Annotated in this window: 16 protein-coding genes and 1 pseudogene; 2 read left to right on the top strand and 15 right to left on the bottom strand. The window is 64.0% G+C overall.

All coding sequences use genetic code 11. The annotated features are described in order from the left end of the window. The 5 genes from WBG82_RS04155 to WBG82_RS04135 all read right to left on the bottom strand — a co-directional run. Positions 1-1,553: AsmA family protein (locus WBG82_RS04155; protein ID WP_424421749.1), on the bottom strand; the 1,553-nt coding region annotated here is incomplete at its 3' end. After that, entirely contained in the window at positions 1,550-2,245 is a 696-nt protein-coding gene (locus WBG82_RS04150) for an HAD family hydrolase (protein ID WP_424421746.1), read from the bottom strand. The genes WBG82_RS04150 and WBG82_RS04155, both read right to left, overlap by 4 nt. Then, a complete protein-coding gene (locus WBG82_RS04145; protein ID WP_424421744.1) occupies positions 2,242-3,234 on the bottom strand; it encodes an RluA family pseudouridine synthase in 993 nt (330 codons plus the stop codon). The genes WBG82_RS04150 and WBG82_RS04145 overlap by 4 nt, the downstream gene beginning before the upstream one ends. Continuing rightward, on the bottom strand, positions 3,231-3,611 hold the full coding sequence (gene crcB / locus WBG82_RS04140; protein ID WP_424421741.1) for a fluoride efflux transporter CrcB: 381 nt from the start codon (positions 3,609-3,611) through the stop codon (positions 3,231-3,233). The genes WBG82_RS04145 and crcB overlap by 4 nt, the downstream gene beginning before the upstream one ends. Beyond that, entirely contained in the window at positions 3,608-4,912 is a 1,305-nt protein-coding gene (locus WBG82_RS04135; RefSeq protein ID WP_424421739.1) for a replication-associated recombination protein A, read from the bottom strand. The genes crcB and WBG82_RS04135 overlap by 4 nt, the downstream gene beginning before the upstream one ends. A 197-nt stretch (positions 4,913-5,109) precedes the next feature. On the opposite strand from WBG82_RS04135, the gene WBG82_RS04130 reads away from it, so the two are divergent. Both WBG82_RS04130 and bfr read left to right on the top strand, forming a co-directional pair. Then, the gene (locus WBG82_RS04130; protein WP_424421736.1) at positions 5,110-5,316 is read left to right on the top strand and encodes a (2Fe-2S)-binding protein; all 207 of its coding nucleotides are present in this window, start codon (positions 5,110-5,112) and stop codon (positions 5,314-5,316) included. 96 nt (positions 5,317-5,412) lie between these two features. After that, positions 5,413-5,898: a bacterioferritin gene (bfr, locus tag WBG82_RS04125; RefSeq protein WP_424421733.1), complete on the top strand. Its 486-nt coding sequence runs from the start codon at positions 5,413-5,415 to the stop codon at positions 5,896-5,898. 9 nt (positions 5,899-5,907) lie between these two features. On the opposite strand, the gene WBG82_RS04120 is transcribed toward bfr, so the two are convergent. The 10 genes and pseudogenes from WBG82_RS04120 to WBG82_RS04075 form a co-directional block, all read right to left on the bottom strand. Beyond that, positions 5,908-7,368 (bottom strand): DegQ family serine endoprotease, encoded by a 1,461-nt coding sequence (locus WBG82_RS04120; protein WP_424421731.1) that lies wholly within the window; start codon positions 7,366-7,368, stop codon positions 5,908-5,910. A gap of 204 nt (positions 7,369-7,572) precedes the next feature. After that, complete coding sequence (gene rplQ / locus WBG82_RS04115; RefSeq protein ID WP_324300863.1) at positions 7,573-8,004, bottom strand: 50S ribosomal protein L17; 432 nt, start codon at positions 8,002-8,004, stop codon at positions 7,573-7,575. Positions 8,005-8,049: 45 nt separating this feature from the next. Further along, a complete protein-coding gene (locus WBG82_RS04110) occupies positions 8,050-9,066 on the bottom strand; it encodes a DNA-directed RNA polymerase subunit alpha (protein ID WP_424421729.1) in 1,017 nt (338 codons plus the stop codon). Positions 9,067-9,204: 138 nt separating this feature from the next. Beyond that, on the bottom strand, positions 9,205-9,594 hold the full coding sequence (rpsK, locus tag WBG82_RS04105; RefSeq protein ID WP_324300859.1) for a 30S ribosomal protein S11: 390 nt from the start codon (positions 9,592-9,594) through the stop codon (positions 9,205-9,207). A 59-nt stretch (positions 9,595-9,653) separates the two neighbouring features. Further along, positions 9,654-10,022: a 30S ribosomal protein S13 gene (gene rpsM / locus WBG82_RS04100; protein WP_324300857.1), complete on the bottom strand. Its 369-nt coding sequence runs from the start codon at positions 10,020-10,022 to the stop codon at positions 9,654-9,656. A 239-nt stretch (positions 10,023-10,261) separates the two neighbouring features. Beyond that, positions 10,262-10,801 carry an adenylate kinase gene (locus WBG82_RS04095; RefSeq protein ID WP_424421724.1) on the bottom strand — a complete coding sequence of 180 codons (540 nt, stop codon included), beginning with the start codon at positions 10,799-10,801 and terminating at the stop codon, positions 10,262-10,264. 53 nt (positions 10,802-10,854) lie between these two features. Then, positions 10,855-12,186, bottom strand: coding sequence for a preprotein translocase subunit SecY (gene secY, locus WBG82_RS04090; protein ID WP_424421722.1), 1,332 nt, complete (start codon positions 12,184-12,186; stop codon positions 10,855-10,857). Positions 12,187-12,227: 41 nt separating this feature from the next. Beyond that, positions 12,228-12,716 carry a 50S ribosomal protein L15 gene (rplO, locus tag WBG82_RS04085; RefSeq protein WP_324300851.1) on the bottom strand — a complete coding sequence of 163 codons (489 nt, stop codon included), beginning with the start codon at positions 12,714-12,716 and terminating at the stop codon, positions 12,228-12,230. 21 nt (positions 12,717-12,737) lie between these two features. Next, positions 12,738-12,941 (bottom strand): 50S ribosomal protein L30, encoded by a 204-nt coding sequence (rpmD, locus tag WBG82_RS04080; RefSeq protein ID WP_424421718.1) that lies wholly within the window; start codon positions 12,939-12,941, stop codon positions 12,738-12,740. 37 nt (positions 12,942-12,978) lie between these two features. Next, positions 12,979-13,149, bottom strand: a pseudogene (locus WBG82_RS04075) (30S ribosomal protein S5); the annotation flags it as partial.

Below are 13,149 nucleotides of genomic sequence, written 5' to 3'. Positions count from 1 at the left end.
ACGCCGCCCGCCGCCGTCGCGAGGCCGAGCGCGGCGCCCTCCTTGTCGATGCCGGCCGATGGCGCGCCGAGCGGCCCGGAAACGCGGATCGGGAAAGCGAGGCTCGCAAGGCTTGCATTTTTGGGCTTCGGCTTCAGCAGCAAGTCGATCTGTTCGGACCCGAGATTGATCGTCCCGCTGCCGGTCGTGATGAGGCTGTCCGTTTCGACGGCCAGCGCCTTCGACGTGCCGACGCCGCCACGGAACTCGAACGCGCTGAGCGCGCAGACGAGCTTCGCGGTTTCGCCGCTCTGTCCCGTCGGGATGATCGCCTTGGCGAGATCGTTGGAGACGATCGCGAACATCCTGGAATTGATCGTCCCCTCGCCCACGGCGAGATTTGTCTCGCCGGACAGGCTCGACGCGATGTCATGAAGCGAGCGGCCCTGCCCCTTCAGCTTCGCGGCGATATCCGCCCTCGCCTGAAGCATGTTGGTGACATCGAGATCGGTGAAGAGCTTGCCGATATTGAGCGAGGCCGTTTTCGCATCGAGCCCGACGCTCCGCGTCCCTCCATTGGCCGTGAGCCCGACCTTGATCGGCGTTCCGAGATAGACCATGGAAACCGGCGCATCGAGCGCGCCGTTATTGAGCTTGATCGGCAGCTTCACATCCGTGAGTTCGATCTTGCCGAATGTGAGCGAGGCGACGCTGATCGTGACATCGGCATTGGCCGCATTGAGCTGATCGAGCGGCAGCGGATCGCGGCTGAAGACCGGTCCGCCCTTGCCGCCTTTCGACGACCCGCCCGAGGCAAGCGGCGTCAGATCGAACTTCGGGCTCGACAGCGCGCCCACGATGCTCGGCTTCGGCCCGCCAAGGCCCACCGTTAGATCGCCCTTCGCGCTCGTGCCCGAAACGGTGAGCGCGGCATTCTTCAGCGAGATTTCATTTGCGGACTGAAGGACGTCGGAATCGAAGGCGACCGTCGAGCCGTTCACCTCGCCCTCCACGGTCGCGTGAAGACCGGCGCCCCTGGCGGCGATGTCGACCTTCGTGAAATTCGCCTGCGTCACCTTCTGCGTCTTGCCGTCGCGATAGGCGACCTTGAGATCGGAGATCGACACATCGGGCACGCCTGCAAGCGCCATCCCGCCGCCTTCGGCGGGCGCGGCCTTGGCGGGCGCGGCAGCGGCGAACTCCCAGTTCCCCTGCCCGTTCCTGTCCGTCTCGATATAGATGTCGGCGCCCTTGAGCGTGACCTGCTTCAGCGCCACCTTGCCCTTGAGCAGCGGCAGCACGGCGATCTTGAGCCCGAGCCTGTCGGCCGTCACCATGTCGGGCCGCGTGCCCCAGGAGGCATTGGCGAAGCGCACCTTCTCGGCGACAAGTTCCGGCACGAGCGAAATGCCGATGTGGAGTGGGCCCTCGATCCTGAGGCTCCGTCCGGTCGCCTTCTGCGCCGCCGCCTCGATCTGCGGCGCGAAGCGGCCGAGATCGACGAAGCTCGCGGCGACGAGCGCCGCGCCCAGAACGATAACGAGAAGGATCAGTAAGCGGCCTATCGTCCTCATCCGAGTGTCTCCCCGAGTGCGGGCTGGCGCCACAAGCCCTCGAGCGCCGGCTGAAGCTCGCCGAAGCCCGACAAGACGCGCGACGCGCCGGCTTTTACGAGCATTTCTGGGGCATGATACCCCCAATTGACACCGAACGCATGAGTTCCGGCGGCGGACGCCATCTCCATATCGAAAGAGGTATCCCCGACGAGCACCGTGTGGCCGGGAGCGACGCCCGCCTCGGCCATGGCACGTTGCAGCATCATCGGATGGGGCTTCGAGGGCGCATCATCCGCTGTCTGAAGGGTGACGAAAAACCGGGAGAGGTCGTGCTTTTCAAGCGCCAGCCGCAAGCCTCTCTGCGACTTGCCCGTCGCGATGCCGAGGAGAACGTCCTCGCGCGCCGCAAGCGCCTCGACGGCGGCCTTCGCGCCGGGATAGAGCGGCTCGGCAAGCTCGGGCCGCGCCCGCAAATGGTGAAACGCTTCCTTGTAGCCTTCGGTGACCGCGCGGCGGAGCCTCGGATCCGTATCGGGCAGGAGCGCGAACAGCGCCTCGTCGAGCGAAAGGCCGACGATTGAAAGCACCGTTTCACGCGGCAGCGGCTCGAGCCCATGCACCTCGAAGGCATGCGCCATTGCCGCCACGATCATGTGCTGGCTGTCGATCAGCGTACCATCGCAATCGAAAACGACGAGACGGAGCGTCATGCCTCCAGCCCCTCGAAGGCGTCCCTGGCATCGCGCTCGTCGAGGCCGAGAAGCGTCCAGCTCTTCTTCATGTGCGGCGGAAGCTCCGCCTCGACATAGAGCCGCTTGCCGCCATCGGGATGGGCGATGTCGAGTGAACGCGCATGGAGATGAAGCTGGCGCGGAATCTCGCCGCCAGGATGCGCCTTGACGCCGCCATACTTGCCATCGCCCACGATGGGCGCGCCGATCGCCGCCGCATGGGCGCGGATCTGGTGCGTGCGGCCCGTCATCGGCATGAAAGCGACCCATGAGAATTTGTCGCTGACGGTCGCCACCACCGAATAATGGGTGACGGCATTGCGCGCATCCTCATCGCCCTCCTCCGCCGCGAAGACGCGCTCGGCGCGCGGGCCGCCCTGCTTGGTGAGCGCAAGATTGATCGTGCCCCGCCGCGGCGACGGCACGCCGACGACCAGCGCCCAGTAGATCTTGCGCGCATCCTTCTGCTTGAACGAGCGGGCGAGCGCCGCAGCGGCGCGCGCATTGCGCGCGAGCATGATGACGCCGGACGTATCTCGATCGAGGCGGTGGACGAGGCGCGGCCGCTCCCTTGCCTCGAAGGTCAGTGCATCGAGCATCCCGTCGAGATGCCGCTCCGTCTTCGTTCCGCCCTGAACGGCGAGGCCCGCCGGCTTGTTGAGCGCGAGGACCGACTTGTCCTTGTAAATGACGGTGCCGCGGATCATCTCCGCATCCTTGTCGCTCACCGCGCGCTCATAGACCGGCGCCGGCTGAAGCTCCGCGCCAAGCGGCGGCACACGGACGATCTGCCCCGCCGCGAGCCGCGCATTGGCCTTGGCGCGGGCGCCATCGACCCGCACCTGGCCGGTGCGCAGCAGCTTCTCGAGCCGCCCATGCGTGAGCGAGGGGAAACGTTGCTTGAACCAGCGGTCGAGGCGAAGGCCGTCTTCCTCTTCGCTCACATCTATCTGCGTAACCGCGCTCATGCGAGAACCGCCCTGACCGACCAGAGGCCGAAAAACACCATGACGATCGAGCCCAGGACGGACGCGGCGATATAAAAGCCCGCCAATACAACGTCGTGGCGCTCGAGCATGTTGCCGACATCGAGCGAGAAGGCGGAGAAGGTCGTGAAGCCGCCCAGAATGCCTGTCATGAGGAAGCTGCGCATCTCCGCCGACACGTTGAGCCGCAAGGCGAAAGCCTCCGCCGCCGCGCCCATGATGAAGCCGCCGATGAGGTTCACGCCCAGCGTGCCCCACGGAAAATTAGGGCCGAGCAATCGCATGGCCTGAAGGTTGAAGAGATAACGCGCGACCGAGCCGATCGCGCCGCCGACAGCAACGGCGAAAATGCTGTTCACTTCGTCTTCTCCTCCCTCAGCCTTTGCCAATAGGCCAGCCGCTTGGCGATCTCGCGCTCGAAGCCGCGCTCGACCGGCTGGTAGAATTGCAGGCGCTCCATCTCGTCGGGAAAGTAATCCTGCCCCGAGAACCCCTCGGCCGTATCGGGGTCGTAGATGTAACCCTTGCCGTAGCCGAGTTCCTTCATCAGTCGCGTCGGCGCATTGAGAATATGGGCAGGCGGATTGAGCGAGCCTGTTTCCTTCGCTGCCCGTCTCGCCGCGCCGAAGGCGGCATAGCCCGCATTCGATTTCGGCGCCGTCGCGAGGTAGATGAGGGCCTGCGCGATGGCAAGCTCGCCCTCGGGCGAACCCAGAAAATCATAGGCTTCCTTCGCCGCAAGCGCCTGATGCAGCGCCTCCGGGTCGGCGAGGCCGATATCCTCCACCGCCATGCGCACCATGCGCCGCACGATATAGAGCGGGTCTTCGCCGCCCGCAAGCATCCGCGCCAGCCAGTAAAGCGCCGCATCGCAATCCGATCCGCGCACGGATTTGTGAAGCGCGCTGATGAGATTGTAGTGCCCTTCCCGGCCCTTGTCGTAGAGCGGCGCTCGCCGCTGCACGGCGCCGATGAGCGCGGCCGTATCGAGCGGCTCTTCGTTTCCGAGCGCCAGAACCTCCTCGGCGAGATTGAGCACATAGCGCCCGTCGCCATCGGCCATGGCACGCAGCGCCGCCCGCGCATCATCATCCAGCGGCAGCTTGCGGCCGACATGCTCTTCGGCCCGCTGAAGCAGCTTCTCGAGCGCGGCATCGTCGAGCCGGTTCAGCACCAGCACCTGGGCGCGCGAGAGGAGCGCCGCGTTGAGCTCGAAGGACGGGTTCTCCGTCGTGGCGCCGACCAGCGTCACCGTCCCGTCCTCCATGACGGGGAGGAAGCTGTCCTGCTGCGTCCGGTTGAAGCGATGTATCTCATCGACGAAGAGCAGCGTGCCCTTGCCCATGGCGCGCCGTCCGCGCGCCGCGTCGAACACCTTCTTGAGGTCCGCGACGCCCGAGAAAATCGCCGACATGGGCTCGAAATGGAGCCCCACCTTGTCGGCCAGCAACCGGGCGATGGTCGTCTTGCCGGTCCCTGGCGGGCCCCAGAGGATGATCGAGGACAGGTGCCCCTTGGCCAGCATCCGGCCGAGCGGCCCCCTGGGCCCGATCAGGTGATCCTGACCGACGACCTCGTCCAGCGTCTGCGGGCGCAGCCTGTCTGCCAGCGGGCGCGGCGCGCCCTCCTCAAGTCCTGCGGCTTCGAAAAGATTGCTCATGCGGAGCGGTCTAGCACGTTTTCGGCACGCCCTCACCGGCTCGCTTGGGGCGGATGCGAGGCCCCGACCGGGGGGCCTGCGACAATTTGTGCAAACCATTCGCATTTGCAGTTGCCTGTTCCCCGTGGCAGGATCAGTTCCGGATTGGCCGGCTCCGTCTCTGCCAGCGGCGGCCCGGTCGGCAAGGATAGCGGCCCATGTTCGTCTGCATCTGCAACGCCATCAACGATCGCTCCGTGCGCGAGATCATCGCCGGCGCGCCTCACATCACCTCGCCCGTTGGCGTGCACCGCGCCGCCGGCTGCAAGCCGCAATGTGGCCGCTGCATGGAAAGCATGGCCGACATGATTGCCGAGGCGCGCGCCGGCGACTGCCTCACAGGCGCGCTCCAGGCCGCCGACTGATCCCTTCGGCGGAAGCGTGCATCCGAGATTGAGTTTGACCCCCGCGCCATGAGCGGCCGACACTACCTTTCCCCTTGATAAGGAGAGGTCAGTGCGATGAAGGGCGACCCCAAGGTCATCGAATATCTGAACAAGGCGCTGAAGCTCGAGCTGACGGCCATCAATCAGTATTTCCTGCATGCCCGCATGTTCAGGAACTGGGGGTTCCACAAGCTCGCCGAGATCGAATACGAGGAATCGATCGACGAGATGAAGCACGCTGATCGCCTGATCGAGCGCATTCTCTTTCTCGAAGGGCTGCCCAACCTTCAGGATCTCGACAAGCTCCTGATCGGCGAACATCCCGTCGAGTGCATCGAATGTGACCTCAAGCTCGAATATGCGGCCCATGCCTTCTACAAGGAGGCCATCGCCTATTGCGAGCAGACGAAGGACTATGTCAGCCGCGAACTCTTCGACCACATACTCGAAAGCGAGGAAGAGCACATCGACTTCCTCGAAACCCAGCTCGATCTGGTGAAGTCGGTGGGCCTCGAGAACTATCTCCAGTCGCAGATCGGCGACGGCAAGCCCTCCTCCTGAGGCGGGGGCTCAGCCCCCCACCGTCGCGGTCAAGGTCCGGTCGCCGCGCTTCACGGCGAAGTCCCATTGCTGCCGCGTCGCCGCCGTCACGCCGACAAGCTCGCTCACCGAGTCGATCTTCTGCCCCGCCACCTCCAGCACGATGTCTCCCGGCTGGAACTGAAGCTGCGCGGCCGGAGTGCCGTCATTGACGCTGAGGATGACGACCCCCTTGCCGCCCAGCGCATCGAGCCCGATTTCATCGGCCACCGCCGGCGAGAGATTGGCGATCGTCGCGCCCGCGAAGGGATTGCGCCCCTTGATGAGCGTCTTGTGGGCGGGCGGCGTCTCTGGCGGCGGCTGCAGCGCGACCTGCGTCTCCGCCACCCGCCCGTCGCGCAGATAGCGCACAGTGACCTTGCCACCCAGCGCCTTGGTGGCGAAGCGGTAGCGCACGGCCTGCGGATCGTCCGTGTCGTAGCCATCGACGGCGCGAATGACGTCGCCCGGCTTGAGGCCCGCCCGCGCCGCGGGGCCACCGGCAAAGACGTCCCGCACCAGCGCGCCACCGGGCCGGTCGAGGCCGAGCGACTCGGCAAGCTGCGCATCGACCGTCTGGAGCTGCGCGCCCGGCCATGGCCGCTTGATGCGCCCGCCATTTCTGGCGCTGTCGACGACGAGCCGCACCATGTTCGACGGAATGGCGAAACCGATGCCGACGCTGCCGCCGCTCTGCGAATAGATGGCGCTGTTGATGCCGATGAGCTTGCCGTCGGTCGTGACCAGCGCGCCGCCCGAATTGCCGGGATTGATCGCCGCGTCCGTCTGGATGAAGAACTGATAGTCCGAAACGCCGATATGCGTCCGCGCTAGCGCCGAGACGATGCCGGATGTCACCGTCTGTCCGACGCCGAACGGATTGCCGATCGCAAGCACGAGATCGCCGACCTCGACGGTGTCGGAATCCTTGAAGGTGAGGAAGGGAAGCTTCTCTCCCTTGGCGTTGATCTTGAGCACGGCAAGGTCGGTGCGCTCATCCGACAGCACGACCGTCGCCTCGAATTCGCGCCTGTCCGCCAGCGCCACCTTGAACGCCTCGCCACCCTTGATGACGTGATAGTTAGTCACGATGAGCCCGTCCGACCCGACGATGACGCCCGAGCCGAGCGACTGCTGCACGCGCTCGCGCGGAATGCCGAAGCTGAAGCGCTCACCGAAAAAGCGCTGGAAGAAGGGATCGTTGAAAAAGGGCGAGGCGGGCTGCGCCTGCACGACCCTCTTGGAATAGACGTTGACGACCGCGGGCGCGACGCGCTTCACGAGAGCTGAGTAGGAAAGCGTGACCTCCGCCGCCGAGCCGGGCATGGCGCGCGTATCGGCCTTCGCCTCCCACGGGAAAAAAGCAAGCGTGGCGCTCAGCGCCAGCGCGGCAAGAGCCATGGCGAGCGATCCGCCAAAGGAAGAATGCGTCATGAATTCAACCACCATCATTGCACGTCCCTCTCGCAAAGGACGGGCCTCTTGCCCCCGACCGGATTCTTTGCGAGCCGGGCGGGCACTGGCAAGATGGAAAATAACCTCGCTGCTTTACCTTTTCGTCATGAAGCGAGCGCCGGCCGAACGCCGCGCCAAGAAAAAAGGCAGCCATTTCTGGCTGCCTCTCATTCTTCTGCCGGAAGGGTCCGGGCCGGCCGGTCAGGCCGTCGCCATCGCCTCTTCCTCGTCGCCCTCGACGAACACGGGGCCGCTGTCCTGGCCCTTCGCGCTCTCGTCGCGATCGACGAACTCGATCACAGCCATCGGCGCATTGTCGCCGAAGCGGAAGCCGGCCTTCAGCACACGGATGTACCCGCCGGGGCGGTCCTTGTAGCGAGGCCCGAGAACGTCGAACAGCTTTGCCGCCCACTTCTTGTCGGGAAGCTGCGCATAAGCCTGACGGCGCGTGTGCAGCGTATCCGTCTTGCCGAGCGTCACCAGCTTTTCGACATAGGGGCGCAGCTCCTTCGCCTTCGGAAGCGTCGTCACGATCTGCTCATGCTTGATGAGCGCGACCGCCATGTTGGCGAACATGGCCTTGCGGTGGCTTGCGGTCCTGTTGAGCTTGCGGCCGGAATTTCCGTGACGCATGACCCCTTCTCCTTACTTCTATGCGACGCCTGCAAGGCGTGGCGATCAATACTGGTCTTCGTAACGCTTCGCGAGCTCTTCGATGTTCTCCGGCGGCCAGTTCGGCACTTCCATGCCGAGGTGGAGCCCCATCTGAGCCAGCACTTCCTTGATTTCGTTGAGCGACTTCCGCCCGAAGTTCGGCGTACGGAGCATCTCCGCTTCCGTCTTCTGGATGAGATCGCCGATATAGACGATGTTGTCGTTCTTGAGGCAGTTGGCCGAACGGACCGAAAGCTCCAGTTCGTCGACCTTCTTGAGCAGCGCCGCATTGAACTCGAGTTCCGGGCGAGCTTCCTCGACGAGCTTCTGCTCCGGCTCCTCGAAATTGACGAAGATCTGGAGCTGATCCTGCAGGATGCGCGCGGCATAGGCCACCGCGTCATCCGGCGTGACGGCGCCGTTCGTCTCGATCTGCATCGTCAGCTTGTCATAGTCGAGGATCTGCCCTTCGCGGGTGTTCTCGACCTTGTAGGAAACGCGCTTCACCGGGCTGTAGAGGCTGTCGACCGGAATGAGGCCGATCGGCGCATCCTCCGGACGGTTCCGGTCTGAGGGAACATAGCCCTTGCCGAGCGCGACCGTGAATTCCATGCGGATGTCCGCGCCCTCGTCGAGCGTGCAGAGCACGAGATCGGGGTTCAGAACCTCGATATCGGCGCCCGCCGTGATGTCGCCGGCCGTGACCACGCCGGGCCCCGTCTTGGCGAGCGTCATGCGCTTCGGGCCCTCAGCATGGAGGCGCAGCGCGAGTTGCTTGATGTTCAGGATGATGTCGGTCACGTCCTCGCGGACACCCGCGATGGACGAGAATTCGTGCAGCACGCCGTCGATCTGCACCGCCGTCACGGCAGCGCCCTGAAGCGACGACATCAGAACCCGGCGCAGCGCGTTGCCGAGCGTGAGGCCGAAACCGCGCTCGAGCGGCTCGGCAACGACCGTTGCAAAGCGGCCGGCATCGTGGCCCGGATTGATCTCGAGCTTGTTCGGCTTAATCAGCTCTTCCCAGTTCTTCTGGATCAATTTCTAAACCTCATGCCATTTGCGGCCGCGGTTGACGGCCGGACGGGAGACTTCCGTCATTTGGTCTCTTTAACGTCCGCTCCACCATCCAATCGTGCGAACAGACGCGACCAGCCAAGGTCGAAAATATTGACGCTGTTACACGCGGCGGCGCTTGGGCGGCCGGCAGCCGTTGTGCGGGATCGGCGTCACGTCACGAATGGTCGTCACCGTGAAGCCGATCGACTGAAGGGCGCGCAGTGCGGACTCGCGGCCCGAACCGGGACCCGTCACCTCGACCTCGAGGGTGCGCATCCCATGCTCCATCGCCTTCTTGCCGGCATCTTCCGCCGCCATCTGCGCGGCGAAGGGCGTCGACTTGCGCGAGCCCTTGAAGCCCATCATCCCGGACGACGACCAGGAGATCGTGTTCCCCTGCGCATCCGTGATCGTGATCATCGTGTTGTTGAACGAAGAATTCACGTGGGCGACGCCCGACGAGATGTTCTTGCGTTCCTTGCGACGAACCCGGGTTTTTTCCTTAGCCATCGATCTCAAACCTTGCGTCTAGCCCGAGCGTCACTCGCCCCGGCACAAAAATGGGGCTCTTATTTCTTCTTGCCGGCAATGGCCTTGGCCGGGCCCTTGCGCGTGCGCGCATTGGTGTGCGTGCGCTGACCATGCACCGGGAGACCCTTGCGGTGACGCAGGCCGCGATAGCAGCCGAGGTCCATGAGGCGCTTGATGTTCATCGCGACTTCGCGACGCAGGTCGCCTTCCACCAGGTAATCGCGATCGATCGTTTCGCGAATCTGAATGACCTCGCTGTCGGTCAACTGGTTCACGCGGCGCTCGGCCGGAATACCGACCTTCCCGCAGATTTCCTTGGCCTTGGCATTGCCGATGCCATGGATGTAGGTCAGCGCGATAAGCACCCGCTTGTTTGTCGGGATGTTGACGCCAGCAATACGAGCCACTTTATTCTCCTGCTCTCCGTATCGGTCTCAAATCCGATACAATCCTCATTTGGTAGGGCGAACCACCCCGGTCCGCACCAGATGGGGAATCGCTCCAGACGGCGCCTATGTCAAAACCCGGCTGGAACCACCCGAAAATCCGCGGAAATCCGCCAATTTTCGACCCACAACCGGTATTGCCCTGAAAGTGCCGTCGCGAAGGCCGGGATTATAGGTTTTACCCCTACCCAGTCAACCGCTTAAGCCAATTTCCCTTTTTTCTCTCCAAGCCCGAGGACCCCTTCGATCTGGCGGGTGACCTCGTCGATATCCTTCATCCCGTCCACGCCCCGGAGCACGCCGCGCTGCTTGTAGTAGGCGACGAGCGGGGCGGTCTGTTCGTGATAAACCCGAAGCCGCTTCGCCAGCGCCTCGGCATTGTCGTCCGCGCGCGGGCCGCCTGCCGTTTGCGCAGCCCGGCCTTCGATACGGCCGAGCAGGATCTCGTCATTGACCTCGAGCTCGACCACGGCATCGAGCTTCGTGCCCTTGCCGGCCAGCATCTTGTCAAGGGCCTCGGCCTGGGCGACGTTCCGCGGAAAACCGTCGAGAATGTAGCCCGCCTTGCAATCCGGCTGTTCGATCCGGTCGGCGATGATCCCGACCACAATCTCGTCCGGCACGAGATCGCCGCGCGCCATGATCGCCTCGGCCTTCTTGCCGACCTCGGTACCCGCCTTGACCGCCGCCCGCAGCATGTCGCCTGTGGAGAGCTGCACGAGACCGTAGCTTTCCTGCAACCGCTGCGCCTGCGTCCCCTTGCCGGCGCCGGGCGGTCCGAGAAGAATAAGCTTCATCGACGCGTCCCCCTGAGCTTCGACTTCTTGATGAGTCCCTCATACTGGTGCGCAAGCAGATGGCTCTGGATCTGCGCAACCGTATCCATGGTCACGCTGACGACGATCAGAAGCGACGTACCGCCGAAATAGAACGGCACCTTGTATTGCGTGACCAGAAACTCCGGCAGAAGGCAGATCAGCGTCAGATAGACGGCGCCAACCGCGGTCAACCGGGTCAAAACATAGTCGATATATTCAGCCGTGCGCTGGCCCGGACGGATACCGGGAATGAACCCGCCATACTTCTTCAGATTGTCGGCCGTCTCCTTCGGATTGAAGACGATGGCCGTGTAGAAGAAGGTGAAGAAGATGATGCCAGCGGCATAGAGGCCCATATAGAGAGGCTGGCCATGCCCGAGGAGCGCCGTCACGACGCCAAGCCACTCCGGCCCCTGCCCGGCCGAGAAGTTCGCGACCGTGATCGGCAGCAGAAGCAGCGACGACGCGAAGATCGGCGGAATGACGCCCGACGTGTTGAGCTTCAGCGGCAGATGGGACGAATCCCCGCCATACATCTTGTTGCCGACCTGGCGCTTCGGGTACTGCACGATGAGCCGGCGCTGGGCACGCTCGACAAAGACGATCGCCATGATGACGACGATGACCATCACGCCGACCATGAGGATCGCGCCCGACGAAAGCGCGCCCTGGCGGCCAAGTTCCAGCGTGCCGAGCAGCGCCTGCGGCAGGGTCGCCACAATGCCCGCGAAGATGATCAGCGAAATACCGTTGCCGACGCCGCGCGAGGTGATCTGCTCGCCCAGCCACATCAGGAAAACGGTGCCGCCGACCAGCGTGATCGTCGTCTCGATGCGGAAGAACATCCCCGGATCGGTGACGACATGCTGCGCGCCCTCGAGGCCCACGGCGATCGCATAGCCCTGGATCGCCGCCAGGATCACCGTTCCGTAGCGCGTATATTGATTGATGACCTTGCGGCCCTGCTCGCCTTCCTTCTTCAATTCCTCCAGCTTCTTCGAAACCGAGGTCATGAGCTGAATGATGATGGAAGACGAGATGTAAGGCATGATCCCGAGCGCGAAGATCGCCATGCGGCTGACCGCGCCGCCCGCGAACATGTCGAAGACGCCCAGAATGCCCGTCTGCTGCTGGTGAAAGAGCTTCGCCAGCTCCGCCGGATTGATGCCGGGGAGAGGGATATAGGTTCCAAGGCGGTAGACAACCAGCGCCGCAAGCGTAAACCACAGACGCTTCTTCAACTCATCCGCCTTCGCAAAGGCCGCGAAGTTGAGATTTGCTGCGAGCTGTTCAGCCGCTGATGCCATATCCGCCTAACCCTGTGTGGCCGCCGGTCAGACCGGAGCCCTTACTCGGCCGTAGCCGCTTCCGCCTTCGGCGCGATAATCGTCACCGAGCCGCCCGCCTTCTCGACGGCGGCCTTCGCGCCTTCCGACGCGCCGGCGACCTCGAACGCGAGCTTCGCCTTGAGCTCGCCCCGGCCAAGAAGCCTGACGCCGTCCTTGGCGCGGCGGATGACACCGGCCTTCACCAGCGCCTCGGCATCGACCTTCGCCTTCGCGTCGAGCTTGCCCGCATCCACCGCCGCCTGAACCCGATCGAGGTTCAGCACGTTGAAATCGAGCCGGAACGGATTCTTGAAACCGCGCTTCGGCAGGCGCATGTGGATCGGCATCTGGCCGCCTTCATACCCCTTCACCGCCACGCCGGAACGGGACTTCTGTCCCTTCACGCCGCGTCCGCCGGTCTTGCCCTTCGTCGAGCCGATACCACGGCCGACGCGAATGCGCGATTTGCGGGCGCCCGGATTGTCGCTGATTGTGTTGAGCGTCGTCATCTCTCTCTCGCCTCGCAAACCTTACGCCTCGTCCACGACACGGACGAGATGGGCCACCTTGTTGATCATGCCGCGCACCGCCGGCGTATCCGTCAGTGTGCGCGTCCGATTCATCTTGTTGAGGCCGAGACCGATCAGCGTTTCCCGCTGGCCGGGCTGCCGCCTGAGCGGGCTGCCGATCTGCTGGACGGTTACGGTCTTGCCGCCTGTCTTCTTCGCCGACATATCTCGGTTCCTCTGACTTTAGTTCGTTCCGCCTGACTTACTCAGACAGGGCTTCACCGGCGCCATCGGCACGACGGCCGACGATCTCGCTCACCTTCTTGCCGCGACGGGCAGCGACCATACGCGGGCTCTGCTCGTGCTTCAGCGCGTCGAAGGTTGCGCGCACCATGTTATAGGGGTTCGAGGAGCCCAGCGACTTCGCCACCAC

This window comes from Parvibaculum sp. (assembly GCF_049671045.1).
Taxonomy (GTDB): domain Bacteria; phylum Pseudomonadota; class Alphaproteobacteria; order Parvibaculales; family Parvibaculaceae; genus Parvibaculum.
The sequence above is the reverse complement of the archived record's forward strand: the minus strand, read 5'-3'. Positions and strand labels throughout refer to the sequence as shown.